This window comes from Tenacibaculum sp. Cn5-46, assembly GCF_022347705.1.
GTDB lineage: Bacteria > Bacteroidota > Bacteroidia > Flavobacteriales > Flavobacteriaceae > Polaribacter > Polaribacter aiptasiae.
Map to the genome: position 1 here is coordinate 121,620 of NZ_JAKRGD010000007.1, position 19,130 is coordinate 140,749.

Consider the following 19,130-nt stretch of genomic DNA (forward strand, 5'->3'; position numbering starts at 1 on the left):
ATGTTCCAAATATGGTTCAAGATATTTTATAGGAATAGCAAGAAAAATTGGTTAAATGTACTTGTTAATATTCTAGGATTAGCTTTAGGATTTACTACAGCTTTAATTGTATTAGCGTATTTAAATGACGAACAAAGCTATAATTCGAGTAATCCACAAAAGGACAATATTTATAGAGTTATTCATAGAATGTCTAATGGAGGAGTAGGATCGCATAGTACTATAGTAGAAGGTGTTACTTATAAAGAAGAAATCCCAGAGATATCAGATTATTATATAAGTCCAAATTGGTATTATTCAGAATTAGTAAAGGTTAATGGGAAAACTCAATTTTCTGAAAACATTTTAAAAGGTTCTGCTAATTTCTTTGAATTTTTCCCTTTTAAAATTATAGAAGGAAGTCAAAAAAAGTTTAGTGAGGCAAGAAACAATATCGCGATATCAGAAGAGCAAGCACGTATCTTTTTTGACAATAAATCTCCTATAGGAAAAACGATAGAGTTTTTAAACAGAGTATTTACTGTTACTACGGTATATAAAATTGTTGGAAAGCATTATTATATGCCTAATATGATAATACAGTATAAAAATGAATTGCTGGATCAAGATTGGGAGAATTTAGGTGTTAATTTATTTGTTAAGGTAGCAGAAGGAGCAAGTCAAGATGATATAGAGAAAAAGGCATCAGATATTTGGTACAAAAACTATGTACTACCATTTTCTAAAAAGGAAGGAATTACACCTGAGGAATTTGTAGAAAAACAAGGGATAACACCTTATTTAGAGTCTATTAAAGATATTCGCCTAAAAACAGTAACCGGAAATGCAGGACCAGAAGGAAAGGGTAATTATCAATTAATATTAATCATGTTATCATTATCAATATTAATAATTATTATTTCTTACGTGAATTTAATCAACCTTTCTATAGCTACAGCAGCTCAAAGAGGAAAAGAAGTAGGAATTAAAAAAACGTTGGGACTTGCTAAGACAAAATTGATAATGCAGTATGTGTTAGAGATTGTAATTCAGGGACTAATAGCTTTTATGTTTTCTCTATTGTTATTAGAGCTTATTATGCCTTCGTTCAATCTTTTTATGAGCAAATCAATATCGCTATATAAAATAGATTTATTAGTTAAATTCTTGTTTTTTGTCATACTAGCTTCAGCTATCATAGGAGTTATTCCATCAATTTACTTATCAAAGTATAAAACAGTTGAAGTATTAAAAGGTAATGTGTCTAGAAATAAGCAAGGAGTTATTATAAGAAATCTAATGTTAGGAATACAGTTTTTGGTTTCTGGTTTTTTCTTAGCTAGTTCAATAATAATTAATCAGCAGGTTAATTATATGGAAAATAAAGATTTAGGCTTTAATGGAGAACAAGTTTTAATGATTCCTATGAATGAAAACGATGAAAAATATAATAAATATTTATTAGCGAAGAAGGAATTAATCAAACACCCAAATATTGAAGATGTTACAAGTAATCTATCCATAATTGGAGGAGGTATGGGAATGGGAGCTAGGCTTGATTACAAAGGAACTTCAGTAAGAACGAGTTTAGATGCTATAGACTACAACTTTTTAAAAGCATTAAATATTGAGGTTTTAAAAGGTAGAGGATTTAAAGAAGAAATAGCTTCTGATACCATAAAAAATATATTAATTAATGAAGCTTTAGCTAAAACATTAAATATATATCACGACCCTATTGGAAAAGAAATACCTACTAGTTTTGGTGGTTATTCGAATGTAAATATGAAAGTTATAGGTATGGTAAAAGATTATAATGTAGATGGCTTAGATACCAAAATAAGACCTACAATCTTTTTACATTGGAATGGGTTTGATTTTATGAAAAGTATGCTTTCAACAATTCAAATTAAAATTAAACCAGATAATTTGGATAATACTTTAAATTTTATAGAAGATTATTGGAGTAAAAATGTAGAGCAAGGATATCCATATAATCCTACTTTTTTAAATAAACGTTTTGCGAAAACGTATAAGAAATATTTAAATCAAAAGACTTTGTTTTTTATTCTAACAGTAATAGTAATAATCATTTCATTATTAGGATTGTTTGCATCGGCTACGTTAACCATAGAACAGAGGTTAAAAGAGGTAGCTATACGTAAAACATTAGGAGCAAGTGTACAGGAAATTATACTTCAACTAATAAAAAGTTTTATGAAAGTAGTAGTTGTAGCATCTGTTTTTTTAATACCAATGGCATATTACTTTATGCAAGGTTGGTTAGATAATTTTATCTATCGAATCAATATGCCTTTGCTACCATATATAGTAACGCCAGTTGTATTAATGGTACTAGTATTTTTAGTTGTAGGTTTAAAAGCTTTCAATGCTACCAAAGTAGATTTAATTAAATATCTAAAATTCGAGTAATATGTTTCAAACATGGTTCAAGATATTTTATAGAAATAGTAAGAAAAACTGGTTAAACACTTTTATAAATATAAGTGGTTTAACCTTAGGATTAGCAGGATTATTAATTGTACTCTTATATTTAAATGAAGAGCAAAGTTATAATCAATGGAATCCAAATAAAGACGATGTATATAGAGTTAATTTAAAAAAGCCAAAATCAGGTGAAGTTTGGTATACTGTTAATCCAGGAATGTATCTTACATATCCAAAAGAAATACCAGAAGTAACAGATGCTGTTATGGTAAAACCTTACTATAGGAGTAGAGTTATACAGTATGATGAAGTAAATGAGTTTAATAACAAAACAATTTTTACGGATCCTAATTTTTTCGATTTTTTTCCTTTTAAAATTGTAGAAGGATCAACTCAAAAGTTTGCAGAAACAAGGAAAAACATAGCACTTTCAGTAGACTATGCAAAACGAATTTTTAAAGGAGCTAGTGCGGCTGGAAATTCTGTAAAAATTGATGGTAAAGATTATTTAGTGGCCTGTGTTTATAAGGTTCCAAAAAATTCACATCAAGAGCCTGATTTAGTAATACAATACGATACACCTTTTGAGGTACATTGGGGAAATCACAATAATGAGCTGTTTTGTAGAATTACAAAAGGAGCAGATATAGAATTGGTTAGGCAAAAAATGACTCAAATTTTAGTTAATGTATATAAAAAGTATGCATTACAAGAAGGTGTTTCAGAAGAAGAGTTTGACGAAAAGTTTGATGCTCCAGGAATCTTATTAGATAAGTTAAGTACAATTTACTTACATAGCACTGCAAATAGAGCTGGACCTAGTGGAACAGGAAATTATCAATTGTTAATGGTGTTGTTAGGACTTTCTATACTCTTAATCATTATATCTTGTGTTAATTTCATCAACTTATCAATAGCTTCAGCTAGTCAAAGAGCAAAGGAAGTTGGGGTAAAGAAAACACTGGGATTGTCTAAAACAAATTTATTATTTCAATATGTACTTGAAATTGTTGTACAAGGTTTAGTTTCCTTTGTTTTTGCTCTTATCATTGTAGAGTTAGCATTACCTTTCTTTAATGAGTTTATTCAAGTAGAGATATCAATTTTTGAAGTTAAATCATTAATAACTTTATTAGTAAGTGTGGTTTTAATATCGATTTCAATAGGAGGTATTTCCGCTTTATACTTATCAAATTTTAAACCAGTAGAAGTTTTAAAGGGAAATATTTCTAAAAATAAAAAAGGGAATTTTGCAAGAAACATCATGCTTGGACTTCAGTTTTTAATTTCTGGATTCTTTATTATCAGTATGTTAATAGTTTCTAGTCAAATTAATTATATGGTTGAAAAAGACTTAGGTTTTGATAAAGAGCAAGTATTAACTGTTGATGTGTATAGTATAGAAAATGAGTTTGAAAAATATTTATTAACGAAGCAAGTCTTGTCAAATGATCCTGATATAGTCGATGTTACAGCAAGTATGTTTGTGCCTGGTGAAGGCTTTGTAAACGGAACTTCTTTAGTACATGAGGTAAATGACAAACGATTTAATTCGGCTTCAAATTTGGTTGACTATAATTATATAGATTTTGCGAATATAAAAGTATTAAAAGGAAGAAGCTTCTCTAAAAACATTGCTTCTGATAGTATTAATAAAATTATTATTAATGAAACTGCAGCAAAGCAACTAGGCATTTACAACAATCCAATTGGTGAAAAATTAGGTTTAGGATGGTCAGATGATATGTCTTTAGAGGTAATTGGAATGGTGAAAGATTATCATTTTGATGGATTTGACGCCAAAATAGCACCGATGTTTTTTGTTCTTTGGGATACTTATAAAGAAGCAAAATCTTGGATGCCAGCAATTCAGTTTAAAATTAAATCTGGTAATATAGAAAATACCATTGCTAAAATTGAAAGCTTCTGGAAAGAAAATGTAGATGCTAAATATCCTTTTTCATATCAGTTTTTAGATAAAAAGTTTGCAAAAACATATGATAAATATAAAAAACAACAAAGCATGTTTTTAATATTATCAGTAATTGTGGTAATTATAGCTTTGTTAGGGCTATTTGCTTTAGCAACATTAACCATTCAGCAGCGTTTAAAAGAAGTAGCAATACGTAAAACCTTAGGAGCGTCAGTAAAAGAAATTATGTTCCAATTGGTAAAAAACTTTTTACAAATAACATTAATAGCTTCAGTTTTTTTAACTCCAATCGCATATTATTTAATGCAAAATTGGTTAGATAATTTTGTTTATAGAATAGATATGCCAATACTTCCATATATTGTAACTCCTTTAGTATTAGTTATACTAGTGTTAGCGGTTGTAGGGGTAAAGGCTTATAATGCAACAAGGATAGATTTAATTAAATATTTAAAATTTGAATAAAATAATTATGAAGAGAAATGGTTTATTTGCAGGAGTATTACTAATTTTTTTGTTGAATTTCAATTTAGTAGCTCAAAATAAGGTAATTCCTTTAGAAGGAGTTTATAATAAAATAATAGTTAGTCCACACATAGAAACTGTATTTGTAGAAGGAGAAGAATCTAGCATTGAAATAAAAAACTTAGATGTTTCTGAAGAAAAATTTAAGTATGAACTGAAAAATAAAACACTTCATATTTATTTAGAAGGAGCAAAAACAGTAACAAAGAACAAAAAGGTAAAGTATAACAATGGTAAAAGAAAAGTACCAATTTATAGAGGTACTAAGGCACAGATTGTTGTAAAACATGCACCAGTTAAAATATTTTCAATAAGAGGAGAGGAGGATGTACTTTTTAAAAACTTAACATCAGCTAATGAGAGTAAAATACGATTGTATGGTGAATCAAAAGCAACTATTGAAAATGTAAAAACAAATAAACTACGTTTTACTATCTATGGCGACAGTAAAGTAACTGTTGATAAAGGAGTTGTAGATAATTTAAAAGTTACAGCTTATGGAGAAGCAAAATTTATGGCAACCAATTTAGAAACAAAAGAAACTAAGGTGACCTCGTATGGTGCAGCGTCTTTTAAACTTAATGTTTCAGATAGACTGAAAGTTACTGCGTATGGAGAAGCTAAAGTATTATACAAAGGAGACGCAACAGTTAAAAAAGGAATTGTTATAGGAAGATCTACTATTAAAAAAGTAGATTAATATTTTATGTAGTTCAGAAAAAAACTGCCTTTAAAAGGCAGTTTTTTGTTTTATAAAAGAATACTTTTTTGCTTAGAAAAACTAAAGATTAATGTAAATTGCGCGTCTTTCAATTTTCTAGGTGTTATGCAAAATATTTGTGGATTAGATTTCGGGACTTCTAATACAATTAGTACAGTTTATAAGGGAGGAAAGACCATTATGGTTCCTTTTGAAAACAATAATAAATCGCTACCAAGTAGTGTGTTTTTTCCATTTGAGGCAATAGATAAGCCCATTTATGGAGATTTAGCCACCAATACTTATGTAAACAATGGCTATGGTAGATATATGAAAAGTTTTAAACGAATTCTTGGAACTCAGTTTTTTGAACAAGGAACAGCTTTAAAACCAGGAACCAATATCTTCTTTCACGATATTATTGTAAACTATTTAAAACATGTAAAAGAGAAAACTGAAGATTTTTTAGGAGGTGAAACTGATTATGTAGTTGTGGGAAAACCAGTTAGACTTTCAGAAAAAGAAAAAGGAGCAAACTCAGGAATAACACAGTTAGAATCAATTTTAAAGAGTGTAGGATATAAAAACTATTCTTTTTTAGAAGAACCCATAGCTGCAGCTTATTATCATAAAGAGAAAATAGATAAAAATTCCTTAGCTATTGTGGCTGATTTAGGAGGTGGAACTTGCGATTTTACTGTGGTTGGAATCAATGAAGATAAAAAAGATTTAAACATATTAGCTACTTCTGGAATCTCTTTAGGAGGAACAGATATTGATAGTAACTTTGCTTTAGAAGTATTTTTTCCTGAATTAGGTTATAAAACAATAGATAAATTCAAAGGGTTAACCTTACCAGCATTACCATACAGACAAGCTTCCGACTGGAATAAGATTACTACTTCATTATATACTAAAAAGACTGAGTTTTTAGTTAGAAAAATGATTAACAATGCGAAGTATAAAGAAAAAGTAGTACAGTTAAAAAGCTTAATAGAGAACAAGAAAGCTCATTCTTTATTAAATGAAATAGAGCAAACAAAAATAAAACTATCAGATACTAAAGAACTTATATTTAGTAGTGAATTTTTATCCAATACCAATTTAACAATTTCAAAAAGCCTACTAGAAGATGCTATTAATGGTGTTATTAGCAAAATAGTAGCTACAGCTAATGATTGTTGTTTACAAGCAGGAGTTAATGAAAAATCGATTGACTATCTGATTTTAACTGGAGGTACCAGTAAAATGCCCTTGGTAAAGCAACTATTTAAAGAAACTTTTTCAAAGGCAAAACTGATAGAAAATAACTCTATGGATTCAGTGGCTTTAGGTTTATTAGAAAAAGCTAAAAAAGATACGAATCTATAAATTAGCTTTTTTAAATTGAACCTTTAAGTTTTCTGGATATACAGTAAACGCAAAGTTTTCCTCAACTTTTTCAGGCTTTACGCTTAAACTAAGGTCAAATTGTTTGCAAATACTAGAAATAGCGGTTGTCATTTCTATAATTGATAAATGCATACCAGGACACAACCTAGAGCCACCACCAAATGCTTTAATAGCTTTAGGAGTATGGTTTTTATGATAAGGACATTCAGATTTTAACCATCTGTTTGGATCAAAATCATTAGAATTAGAAAAATAGTCTTCTTCCATAGCTGCATAACTATTTAACAGAATAATGCTTGTATCTTTTGGAATAGCAATATTATTAACAGTAGTTGCTTCATTTGCTTGAAAATACAGCATTGGAGTAGTAGGTTTCAGGCGAATTGCTTCTTGAATTACAGCATTGGTATATTTTAAACTAGAAATAACATCATAATTATCTGGAACAAAACCATCATATTGAGAGGCTTCTTCTCTAATTTTCTGAACTATTTCAGGATGCTGTGTTAAATAATACAGGGTCCAGCCTAAAGTATTAGAAGTAGTGTCTTCACCAGCTAATAACATAGCTATTACATTTCCATACAAGGTTTTTTCATCAAAAACAGTGTCTTCCTTTTCGCTTTCAACCAATAAAGCTTCTAAAAAATTAGAAGGAGCTTCTTTTAATTCAGGATTGTTTGCTAATCTAACCTTAGCTTCATTAATAAAATCGTAAATAATAGTTTCGATTTCTTTAAGAGACTTTTTTAGCAAACGATCTTTAGCTGAAGGTAAAATGCGCCACATTGGAATTGGTGCAGTAATACGTTCATTAATCATTGGGAAAATTAACTCTAAATAATTTTGAAAACGATCCTCTTTATTATGTATTGTATTTAGTTTATAACCAAAAGCAATTTCTGTTGTTACGTCAATTGTAAAGGCAATAAAGTCATTTATAATATCTACAGTATTACTTTGGGTAGCGTAACCTTCTACTTTGGAAATCAGGTTTTTAGTTTTTTCTTGAATAATAGGGTAGTAGCCTTTTACCTTTTTTACACTTAAGGCTTCAGCTACAGGTTTTCGTTGCTTTTTCCAATGAGCTCCTTCGGCATTAAATACAGTATGAAATCCCATTTCGATAAAGACTTCATTAATTTTAGAAAGTCTTCTGAAGGTATCAGGTCTTTGTTTTAAAACAGTATTATTAAAATCTACATTAGCAGAAACAAGTGCTTTTAAGGGACCTAATTTAACTGTAAAGAATTCACCATGTTCTTTAGCCCATTGTTCTAAAATACGATGTTTATTCTTTTTCTTGAAGTCTTTTAAGTTTCCTAATAAAAAACTGCCTTTTGGAGTATTTAAATCCTTTATAGTTTTAGTGAGGGTGTCCATTTTAGTTGTTAGTTTTTGTAAAAATAATAATACAAATTGTAACAATGGGTATATATAAAAAGAAAGAGGACACATAAATGCGCCCTCTAAATTTATATTGTTAATCTAACCCTTCAAATATAGATTAATAATAAGCCACAAAAGTAATGTGAATTAAAGAAAGGGTCTGTAACATTTGTTACACTTAAGATTTATTTAACATTTTCAATCCACTTTCTAGCATTTACAAAGGCTTCCAGCCATGGAGACACCTCGTCTTTTCTACCAGAAGGGTAGTTTGCCCAGTTCCATTGGAATGTAGAGCGCTCAATATGAGGCATTGTAACTAGATGACGTCCAGTACTATCACACAACATTGCTGTGTTATAATCAGACCCATTAGGATTGTTAGGATACCCTTCATAACCATATTTAGCAACAATATTATAGTTCGCTTCACTCTCTGGTAAATTAAATTTTCCTTCACCATGTGAAATCCATACACCAAGCTCTGTTCCTGCTAAAGAAGAAAGCATTACCGAGTTATTCTCTTGAACTTTTACTGAAGTAAATGAACTTTCGTGTTTTTTCGAATCATTGTGAATTAATCTTCCATGTACTTTATGATCTGGATTGATTAAATCTAATTCCATCCATAACTGTGCACCATTACAAATACCAACAGATAAAGTATCTTCACGTTTAAAGAAGTTTTTTAAAGCAGTATTGGCTTTTTCATTGTATAAAAATGCACCAGCCCATCCTTTAGCGGATCCTAATACATCTGAATTAGAAAAACCACCAACAGCACCAATAAATTGAATGTCTTCTAAGGTTTCACGACCAGAGATTAAATCGGTCATATGTACATCTTTTACATCAAAACCAGCTAAATACATAGCATTAGCCATTTCACGCTCTGAATTCGATCCTTTTTCACGAATAATAGCAGCTTTAGACCTGTTTGTTACGTTTCCAACAGTATCACTTAATTTTCCTGTAAAATGTGTAGGGAAGGTATAGGTTAACGGTTGTACTTTATAATTATCAAATCGATCTTGAGCTAAACCATTTGCTGTTTGTTTTTGATCGAATAAAAACGAAGTTTTATACCAAACATCTCTCATTTCAGTAACATTGAAAGAGAAAGTGTCTTCGTTGTTTTTAATAGTTACGGTTCCGCTATTATTGGCAGTACCAATTTTAAAGAATTCAATATTCTTTTCAGTTAAAACAGCTTCAACACTTGTATCTGCTTGGAAAACAATTCCTGCATTTTCAGAGAACAATACTTTTATTGAATCTTCTTCATTTAAAGATGTTAAATCAAAGTCGGCACCTAAATTCACATCAGCAAAACACATTTCTAATAAAGTTGTAATAAATCCTCCAGAAGCAATATCATGCCCGGCTGATAATTTATCGGCTTTAATTAAATCTTGTATTGTATTAAAAGTATCTTTTACAAAAGCAGTATTTTGAATATCTGGAGCTTCACTACCAATAGTATTTAATACTTGATTGAATGAACTACCTCCTAATTTATAAGCATCTTGTGATACATTGATGTAATAAACACTTTGTCCGTTATTTTGTAATACAGGCTCTACAACTTTAGAAATTTCATTACAGTTAGCTGCAGCAGAAATAATAACGGTACCTGGAGAAATTACTTCACCATCAGGATATTTTTGCTTCATAGAAAGCGAATCTTTTCCTGTAGGTACATTGATACCTAAATCTATAGAAAAGTCAGAAATAGCTTTTACAGCTTTGTATAAACGAGCATCTTCACCTTCGTTTTTACAAGGCCACATCCAGTTTGCCGATAATGAAACTGATGTTAATCCGTCTTTTAAAGGCGCCCAAATAATGTTAGTTAACGATTCTGTAATAGAATTTCTACTTCCTGCTCCTGGGTGAATTAAACCTGAAATAGGAGAGTGCCCGATAGTAGTTGCAATTCCTTCTTTTCCATTATAATCTAAGGCCATTACACCTACATTGTTAAGTGGTAATTGTAATGAACCAACACATTGTTGTTTAGCTACTTTACCACCAACACAACGGTCTACTTTATTAGTTAACCAGTCTTTACAAGCTACGGCTTCTAATTGCAATACTTGTTCTAAATAGATTTGTAGATTTCTTGTTTTGTATCGAGGGTTTTTATAATTTCTTACAACTGTTTTATCAGTCATAATTGTTTTTGGAGAACTACCAAACATATCTTCCAAAGCTAAATCCATTGGTTTGTCACCTTTAGTTTCAGATTCAAACGTAAAACGATTGTTTCCAGTAACATCACCTACAGTATAAATTGGAGAACGCTCACGCTCAGCAATTTTTTCTAAGGTTTCTATATGTTTTTCAGCTATTACTAACCCCATACGTTCTTGAGATTCATTTCCAATAATCTCTTTAGCAGATAGAGTAGGATCACCTACAGGTAATTTGTCTAAATCAATTTTTCCACCTGTATCTTCTACTAATTCCGATAAACAGTTTAAGTGTCCACCAGCCCCGTGATCGTGAATAGAAACAATAAAGTTATCATCGCTTTCTACCATACCACGAACCGCATTGGCTGCACGTTTTTGCATTTCTGGATTGGAACGTTGTACAGCATTTAATTCAATACCAGAAGAAAATTCTCCAGTATCTGCAGAAGAAACGGCTGCTCCACCCATACCAATTCTGTAGTTTTCACCACCTAGAATTACAATTTTATCGCCTTCGTTAGGTGTATCTTTCAATGCTTGCTCTGCTTTTCCATATCCAATACCACCAGCTTGCATAATTACCTTATCATAAGCTAATTTTCTAGCTTCTGATTCGCTTGCTGCTGAATTTTCTTTGTGTTCAAAAGTAAGTACAGAACCCGTAATTAATGGCTGCCCGAACTTATTTCCAAAGTCTGAAGCACCATTAGAAGCTTTAATCAAAATATCCATTGGTGTTTGGTATAACCAATCTCTAGCTTCAAATTTCTTTTCCCAAGGACGATCTTCTTCCAAACGAGAATATGAAGTCATATATACTGCTGTTCCTGCTAATGGTAATGAACCTTTACCACCAGCTAAACGGTCTCTAATTTCTCCTCCCGAACCTGTTGCAGCTCCATTAAAAGGCTCTACAGTAGTAGGGAAGTTGTGTGTTTCTGCTTTTAAAGATATTACTGAATCAAATTCTTTAGTTTCGTAAAAATCTGGTTTGTCAGCAGTTTTAGGTGCGAATTGCTCTACTTTTGGTCCTTTAATAAAGGCCACATTGTCTTTATAAGCAGAAACAATATCGTTTGGATTTTGTTTTGAAGTTTCTTTTATCAATTTAAACAATGAAGTAGGCATTTCTTCTCCATCAATGATAAAAGTTCCGTTGAATATTTTATGACGACAGTGTTCTGAATTTACTTGTGAAAACCCAAAAACCTCACTATCGGTTAACTTACGTCCAATTTTTTCTGATACTTCTTCTAAATACGTAACTTCTTCCTCACTTAAAGCCAATCCTTCTTGTTGATTGTACGCAGCAATGTCGTCAATCTCTAAAATAGCTTCTGGTTGAATTTCAATAGTAAATGTACCTTGATTAAGTCCGTTGAATTTTTGAGAAATCATTGGATCGAAATCTGAAAACTCTTCAGAAACGGCTTCAAACTCTTCTATTCTAATAATATCTGAGATCCCCATATTTTGAGTAATCTCAACAGCATTGGTACTCCAAGGAGTAATCATAGCTGCACGTGGACCAACAAAAAAGACGTCCAAAGACGCCGCGTTTATTTTAGGTTGGTTGCCAAATAACCAAGTAAGTTTTGAAACTGTTTCTGTACTTAATTCTTCTGTTGTTTGAACAGCAAATACTTTACTGTTTACGTTTCCAAAGAAATGAATCATTATGTTTGTTGTGTTTGTGTGTTGTTTTAAAAGCGTAAATTTAATTCTTTTGATTGAATTAAAAGCATAAAAAAAGCAGCATTTTTTTGCCGCTTTTTTATAGTTTAATTTCTTTTATCAGGAATTCGATTTCGTTCTATTTTCCCTTTTTTAAGTGCTTTATAGTTTTCGTAGCAGTTTAATACAGCTTCAATCATTTGCAAGTCGCTTGCTTTCTTTATAAAGTACTCTGAATAATTACAATCGTCTAAAAGCTTAGTAAGTTCTTGACGATCCATTTCTAAATATTCCATCATTACTTCTCTATCAAACTTTCCTGCTAACATTTTTCGTAAATCGTCTTCTTTTTTTAGTTTTTTCAGCTTTCTAAGCTGTTTAGGTTTCTTTCCAAAGAGATTGTATACCAAATCTACCGGATTTAATAGTTTAGCTATTGGAGAAGAAGAAATTCTTTGAGGTTTACCAATTTCATATGTTTGAGGCAATCCGTTTATATGTATACGTGTAAACTTGTCTTTTGGTACTTGCTTTATATCAACTTCTAAAACCCCAATTAGTTTGGTTGATTTAATCACTACTTCTTTTACTTCCTCTGGTTTTTCTTCTAAAGAGATTACTACTTCGTTTCCTTTTAAAAGATCGTTGGTAACTTTTAACTTAATTGATGAAAACCCTAAAAAGGATACCAATACAGTATCGTTGGCTTTTGAAGTTAATTCAAAGAGTCCTTTTTCATTGGTAATGGTTCCTACTACCGAATTTAAGTTTAATACGTGTGCTGCACTTAACGGTTTTTTAGTTTCAGCATGAATTATCTGACCTTTTAATTTCTGTTCTTGGGAAAAACCTAAAAACGAAATAAATAATAAGAGGGTTAAAAGAGTATATTTATTTTGCATGTTGCAATAATAAGAATAATTGCAATGAAACTAGTTAATAAACTGTGAAATTGATGGTTTAGAAGAGAAGAAGAAAGGTGTAAAAACAAAAAAAGCTAAGCAAAAGCTTAACTTTTTTAGTGACCGGGCTGGGGCTCGAACCCAGGACCCTCTCCTTAAAAGGGAGATGCTCTACCAACTGAGCTACCCGGTCATTTAATTGCTTTCCTGAAAGCGGTTGCAAATATACAACGGTTCTTTAAATACACAAAAAAAAATGACAGAAAATTACGTTTTTTTTGCAATTATTTTTGAACGTTATTTTATTTCATTGGTTTTCAGAAAGGTATGATTTATCTGTTTGTGTAATTTATTTTAAGAAATTTATTTGAGGAAGGTATATAACGTTTTTCCCGTTATTAATACGTAAAGTATTGAACAATATAAGTATCAAGTTTATTAGATATAATAGGATTATAGTAATAAAAAACTCTCTTAATGAGATATTCTCCACTATATCAATTCTAGCTATTACATACATTACTATGGGAATAAAGAATAATAGAAGTGTCCATGTTATTTGAAAATTAATTAAGCTTTTTCCTACTACATTAATATTTTTAATTTGATCTTTTTTTGCTGTCCATAAGATAAATGGTAATAGAATACCTAATAATGGAAAAAATAAAAATGTTAGAGCAGAGAGATTGAGAAAGGTTAAATATTTAGTATCCTCCTTTATAGCCCAATCTATCAATTCACTTGGAGTTACTTGTAAAGCATTGGCTAATCGTTTTAGTGATTCACCTGTTGGATTGGATTGGCTATTTTCAATTCTTTGAATGGTTCTTAAGCTTAAACCAGATTCTTCAGCAAGAAATTCTTGCGACATTCCTCTCTGTGTCCTAAGTTCCTTTATTCTTTTGGCTAATTGATTTTTATTCATTGTTTACAGTATTGCTTTTTAGTTTAAGAACCTGTTTGTATTGCATAATAGCAAAGGTAATTGAACCTACAAAAAATCCAGAGATTATTTGGATAAGAGATCCGTAGAAGATTTGATTCCATAGCACTTGTATGAAATTATCAAAAAAAAGACCATAATGCGTTCCTAATTGCCAATGAGTATCAGCCGACCAAGCCAAGGCTACTGGAATTCTTGATATTGGTGAATATATAACCAAACTTAAGAGAAGTAATAGAAAAAAACGCTTATCTGTATAATGCTTTATACTCCAATATATAGTAATTCCTATTGTTAACCATAATAATCCTAATAGAAATATAAGGTTTTCAGGAAGGCCTATTAATTCGAGTATAAATCGGATCGGTGTAAGGAGTAAAGCAAGAAGTACAGGTGTTTTTACAAGTTTACATGCTTTTTGAAATAACGTTTGTTGTTTATTTGTTTTGTACTGATTCTTCATCAATGTCTATTTGTTTAATTCTTTGAAACAAAAGTAATTTCCCCTTATAGACATTGATGACGGCATGCTTATGACATCTTTACGTCATCTGTGTTTATTGCTGTGTTTACATGCTAGAATAACTTAATTAACTAGCCCAAGTGGATGTTAAACCTATCTTTTTCCATTTTCCATTTATTTTTTCAAGTACAAAATTTTCTCCAGAAGATTCTCTATGAATACCAAAACATACTCTATTCATTTTTTTATTAAAAATAGGTTTGTTAATTAATAAATAACTTTCGTTATATAACCTTTCTAAAGGAGTCATTCTCTCATGTACTATTTTACTTAAAGAATCATGAGTAACTCCCTCTTTAAGAAGTTCACATGTATTGAGTATTCGGTAATTATATTTAGCTAACATTTTTAGATCAAATGTTTTGTTTTTCTCAATTTGCTTTTTAAGAAATAGAGTATCCTTCTCTTTAAGATAATGTGAAAGATATTTAAGGTGACTAACTTTTTCAAATAGGCCTTCTTTTTCAATCATATGATAAGGTAATTGTGGTAAAAAGTTAAAGTCAGAAATAAATACTCTTTGGTATGGTATTAATTTTAAATCTGTTGTGTCAGATAATATATCATTCAATATTCTTGCTTTATCAGTATTACTAATAATTACTTCACTGCTTTTCGTTTTACAAGATATTATGATTACTGATATCAATAATAATATTTTAAACTTCATTTTCATCAAATACAATTTTAAAAGTGAAAATACAAAGTATTTATAAAGAATGAAAATAGGAGAGAAGTAATTGAAAATAAATTAAAACCCACTCAACAATGAGTGGGTTTAATATATTTATATTAGAAGCAATTTATAAATCGGTGCTCCAGTTAATTTCTTTTTTGTTCGTATCTACCTTTCCTAAACGGTAATACAATGAAGATGTTACAGTGTTGGTTGTTTCATGTACTGTAGTTACCATACCTTCATCATTAATAGCTACAGAGGGATTAAAGCCTTTGTCAAATGAATGGTCTTTTCCCCAAGAAATCTTACCATTTTCTATAATTCCTACTTTATAATACAAGGTATTCGTTGCAATATTAGAAGTTTCGTGTACTTCAATCACTACATTTTTACTATTAGAAGCTACTGAAGGAGACTTCCCCGAACTGTATTTTTTGTTTGTACTTGAGTTTGCTGCTACTGCTACGGTTTCTGAATTGTTACTCATAATCTGAAGGGTTTTAAATTATTGTTATCTACTTAAATCTATCATATAATTTGAAACTATCTCAGGTAAAAACCTTAAGATTATATAGGTGTTTTACCTGTTTTTGTACAAGGGTAATCACTTAGTGCTTTAAGAGTTAGATATCTATAAAATATTTTGCTTCTAATGAAAGTTTTATTTTTACTAGAGTGAAAATATTATTTTACTTCTAAATAAAACAATAATTCCCTTCTAAGTATTTTTTTATTTTGATTAGGGGCAAAATTTTATTTTTATTAGAAGAGAAATAAAATCATAGAAGGAGAGAAGTGGAATTGGTATAAAAAAATAAGATAATTATACATAGGATAAGAAGTTGAGTTTATATTTAACTTCTCTTTATTGTTATGAAATAGATAATATTTTTTTACACTTTATTGTCCAGTGATAGTACTCTTTTTCTAAATAAATCAATGTAGAAAATCCATTTAAATTCTCATAACTTACTCCAACAATTAAAAATGCTTTCGTTTTCTCCTCGTTAAAAATAATATTAGAAAAACTTAAGAATATATCTATATCTTGAAATTCTGTTCTTAATCTTTTTTCATAATTTTTGGTATAATATAATAATGAGTCTTTTTTATGATTAGCTATTTTATCAATAACTATTTTAATATTCTTTTTAGAATTGAAAAATGAGTTTATTAAATTCTTATTATTTGTACATTCTTTAATAGTTTTCAAAACTTCTTTTTTATATTTTTTATTTAAAATATAAGTTTGAGGTAAAAGAGCTATTATTTTTTTTCTCACAGTTTGTTTATAAAAGCATTTATAAGCTTGAAGACTATCTTTTGTTGTAAATTTATAACTCTTCTTATCTGGTGGTGGAAAACCTGGTTTTAACACTATTGACTCCCTTAAATCACCTATTATTTTCTCAAAAATTTGATAAGTATTTTCTTCTATTAGAATACTAGTCTTTTGTTTTTCTTTACACGAGAAAAAAATAAAAGATATGATTAAGAAAATATATTTGTAGATATTATTTACATTCATTTCCATTAAGTTTAGTGTTATCATTAACTATTTTTTGCTTTATGTTGTATTGAGAAGTTAAAGATTTATCTAAAGATACCCATTTACCATTGTCATAATAACCATCATAACCATACTTTGTTAAACCATCCCAACCAAACCCCATGTAGTATTCTAAAGGGTATGAATAATTATCTAATTTTCTAATTGCCATAGCAATTGGTTTTACATACTTATCAGCCATGTGCTGATGTTGAGCATACTCTGATTGATATTTATCCCCTTTGTAAATAAAATACCATTTTAATAGATTCTTTCTATTATTAGGGTCTATTCCTTTTTGATACTCATCTACATATTTAAAAAGTTCTGCATGTATTCCTTCGTGAAGAAGTGTACTAGCATAGTATAGAGGCTGGTGATCTGGTGTAATTCTAATATTTATTTTAATATTTCCATTTTTTACATCTTTTCCATCTGTGCAGGCATCGATACCTGAACTACATGAATTATTTTGTTCGATTACTAAATTATAATTATTACTATTTTCAAATTTTTTAATTGTAGCTTTAAAAAGGTTTAAAGCTTTCAATTTTTCATAAACACATTTAGCTTTCCCTGTTAGTTTATTTATAATTTGATCTTCTACGCAATTTCCATTTTCATCATAGCCTTCAGGACATTCAGCTGTATTTGGTGGGTTTATAGCAATTATATTAGATTCTGAAGAGCATGGAGTATCATTACTTTTAGGTAAGATTCCTCCTCCAGATGAAAAAGTTGGTGGACATTTAATATGAAGTGTACTCCATTGAAGAGTATAATCTCCTGAAGTTACTTCCCAATTTAGAATTTTCCAAGTACAAATAACTAGTCCGCCTTCAAGGTCATTATTATTTTCTATAATATCATTACTATTATTAGTATGTCCAATCCCATTGTTTGAATTATTAATATCTAGTCCAGCAGATCCATTTCCTGTACCATTAAAACTTGTTTTATCGCAAGGTGGGATATTGACTTTTCCTTTCGACTGTAAATTTAAATTAGATAAAAATGATTTAAAATCATATTTTTCTGCAGTTCCTTTAAATTTCAACATGTCTAAACCATTTTGACTTGAAATTTCATCGAAATTATCAGCAATATATTTTATAACAAAAGGTGTTATAGTTTCTTGTTCTTTATTGATCCCTAATATTAAATTATAAAAAACATTTTCTGGCTGATTTTTTATTTTAAAGTTAATGCTATACCTTGTGTTGTTTAATGTATCAACTAGTTTAATTATTTCATTTAAATTATAAGAAACAACATCTTTAGATTTAGCATGGAATTCATTTTTTGATTCCATAAAACTTGAAGATACTTTTGAATGAATGTTTTTAAAGGATACCGTTTCAGTACTTTTAATAGTAGACTTTTTGTAATCTTTATTAAGTAAAACCTCTTCTTTTTCACAATTCAACAATAACATAATCCCTATTAAAGATATTACAATCTTTAAACTTATTACTTTCTTTTTCATACCTAATTCAATTGATTATTAACTTTTTGAATAGGACTAAGGATTCGATAGTAAGGAAAAATATATTTTAATTATTCCTAATTTTAATCAAAAAAAGTGTTTATACATAGAGTAAATGAATAAACGGTAGGTTTTATGTAATAAACGGTTTAAATTATTGTTTTATAGGTGTATAAATAAGTTGAAAAAGGAAATTATATAAAATGTGAAATTTATTAATCTAAAGGTAAGTATCGTTCTTTTATAATATTTAAATGATGTATCTGATGAGCTGTAATGGTAAGTCCTATAGCATAAAGTGGCATTTCGTATTCAAAAAACACACAATTAGTATTGAGTATTTTTTTATTAAAAGATTGAAACATCATTATTGTTGATTCTCTTACAACACGTAGTTCTTTTATCAATTGTTCAATAGTTAACTCATTAGCATTTGAGTTATTTCCCATAATTTCTTGATCATGTGCCTCTGGAATAGTTCCTTCTTTACGAGCAAAAATTATAGCTCTAAAACCCCAAATTCTTTCCCAATCAATAAGATGTTGTATAATTTGATTAATGGTCCATTTATCCTTTTCATATACTTTTAAACCAATTCTGTTTAATTGAGAAATATTAATAGAATCAATAGCTTTTAAACTTAATTCAAAAGCTTCTGTGAGCTCTTTTCCGGCATTTAATTCATAAACATATTCCAAAAACGCTGGATTTTTTTTAGCTGTAGATTCTTCCATTGTTGTTTTTGTTACTAATTTACTAAAAAAAGGAAATAGCTTTATGTGCTACTTAGGAAGTATTTATGATAACCTAAAT

The 19,130-nt window shown here is 29.5% G+C and carries 14 protein-coding genes and 1 tRNA gene; 4 read left to right on the plus strand and 11 right to left on the minus strand.

The window, feature by feature from the left end:
* From MHN29_RS14705 to MHN29_RS14720, 4 genes are all read left to right on the plus strand, one after another.
* The gene (locus MHN29_RS14705; protein WP_235275304.1) at positions 1 to 2,412 is read left to right on the plus strand and encodes an ABC transporter permease; all 2,412 of its coding nucleotides are present in this window, start codon (positions 1 to 3) and stop codon (positions 2,410 to 2,412) included.
* A gap of 1 nt (position 2,413) precedes the next feature.
* The gene (locus tag MHN29_RS14710) at positions 2,414 to 4,825 is read left to right on the plus strand and encodes an ABC transporter permease (protein WP_235275305.1); all 2,412 of its coding nucleotides are present in this window, start codon (positions 2,414 to 2,416) and stop codon (positions 4,823 to 4,825) included.
* Complete coding sequence (locus tag MHN29_RS14715; protein WP_235275306.1) at positions 4,818 to 5,585, plus strand: GIN domain-containing protein; 768 nt, start codon at positions 4,818 to 4,820, stop codon at positions 5,583 to 5,585. The genes MHN29_RS14710 and MHN29_RS14715 overlap by 8 nt, the downstream gene beginning before the upstream one ends.
* Positions 5,586 to 5,711: 126 nt before the next feature.
* Positions 5,712 to 6,956, plus strand: coding sequence for an Hsp70 family protein (locus MHN29_RS14720; protein ID WP_235275307.1), 1,245 nt, complete (start codon positions 5,712 to 5,714; stop codon positions 6,954 to 6,956).
* Here the strand turns inward: MHN29_RS14720 and MHN29_RS14725 are convergent.
* From MHN29_RS14725 to MHN29_RS14775, 11 genes are all read right to left on the minus strand, one after another.
* On the minus strand, positions 6,951 to 8,360 hold the full coding sequence (locus MHN29_RS14725) for a cytochrome P450 (protein ID WP_235275308.1): 1,410 nt from the start codon (positions 8,358 to 8,360) through the stop codon (positions 6,951 to 6,953). The two genes, MHN29_RS14720 and MHN29_RS14725, sit on opposite strands and share 6 nt — an antisense overlap.
* 191 nt (positions 8,361 to 8,551) lie before the next feature.
* Positions 8,552 to 12,238, minus strand: coding sequence for a phosphoribosylformylglycinamidine synthase (purL, locus tag MHN29_RS14730; RefSeq protein WP_235275309.1), 3,687 nt, complete (start codon positions 12,236 to 12,238; stop codon positions 8,552 to 8,554).
* Between the two features lie 104 nt (positions 12,239 to 12,342).
* Positions 12,343 to 13,137: a carboxypeptidase-like regulatory domain-containing protein gene (locus tag MHN29_RS14735; RefSeq protein WP_235275310.1), complete on the minus strand. Its 795-nt coding sequence runs from the start codon at positions 13,135 to 13,137 to the stop codon at positions 12,343 to 12,345.
* 120 nt (positions 13,138 to 13,257) lie between these two features.
* Positions 13,258 to 13,330 (minus strand) — tRNA-Lys (locus MHN29_RS14740).
* A 156-nt stretch (positions 13,331 to 13,486) separates the two neighbouring features.
* Positions 13,487 to 14,062 (minus strand): helix-turn-helix domain-containing protein, encoded by a 576-nt coding sequence (locus tag MHN29_RS14745; protein ID WP_235275311.1) that lies wholly within the window; start codon positions 14,060 to 14,062, stop codon positions 13,487 to 13,489.
* On the minus strand, positions 14,055 to 14,543 hold the full coding sequence (locus MHN29_RS14750) for a hypothetical protein (RefSeq protein WP_235275312.1): 489 nt from the start codon (positions 14,541 to 14,543) through the stop codon (positions 14,055 to 14,057). The genes MHN29_RS14745 and MHN29_RS14750 overlap by 8 nt, the downstream gene beginning before the upstream one ends.
* A gap of 127 nt (positions 14,544 to 14,670) precedes the next feature.
* On the minus strand, positions 14,671 to 15,273 hold the full coding sequence (locus MHN29_RS14755; RefSeq protein WP_235275313.1) for a hypothetical protein: 603 nt from the start codon (positions 15,271 to 15,273) through the stop codon (positions 14,671 to 14,673).
* Between the two features lie 133 nt (positions 15,274 to 15,406).
* The gene (locus tag MHN29_RS14760; RefSeq protein ID WP_235275314.1) at positions 15,407 to 15,769 is read right to left on the minus strand and encodes a hypothetical protein; all 363 of its coding nucleotides are present in this window, start codon (positions 15,767 to 15,769) and stop codon (positions 15,407 to 15,409) included.
* Positions 15,770 to 16,153: 384 nt separating this feature from the next.
* Entirely contained in the window at positions 16,154 to 16,834 is a 681-nt protein-coding gene (locus tag MHN29_RS14765) for a hypothetical protein (protein ID WP_235275315.1), read from the minus strand.
* Entirely contained in the window at positions 16,797 to 18,317 is a 1,521-nt protein-coding gene (locus MHN29_RS14770; RefSeq protein WP_235275316.1) for a hypothetical protein, read from the minus strand. The genes MHN29_RS14765 and MHN29_RS14770 overlap by 38 nt, the downstream gene beginning before the upstream one ends.
* A 215-nt stretch (positions 18,318 to 18,532) precedes the next feature.
* Positions 18,533 to 19,051, minus strand: coding sequence for a DinB family protein (locus tag MHN29_RS14775; RefSeq protein ID WP_235275317.1), 519 nt, complete (start codon positions 19,049 to 19,051; stop codon positions 18,533 to 18,535).
* Positions 19,052 to 19,130: the final 79 nt, after the last annotated feature.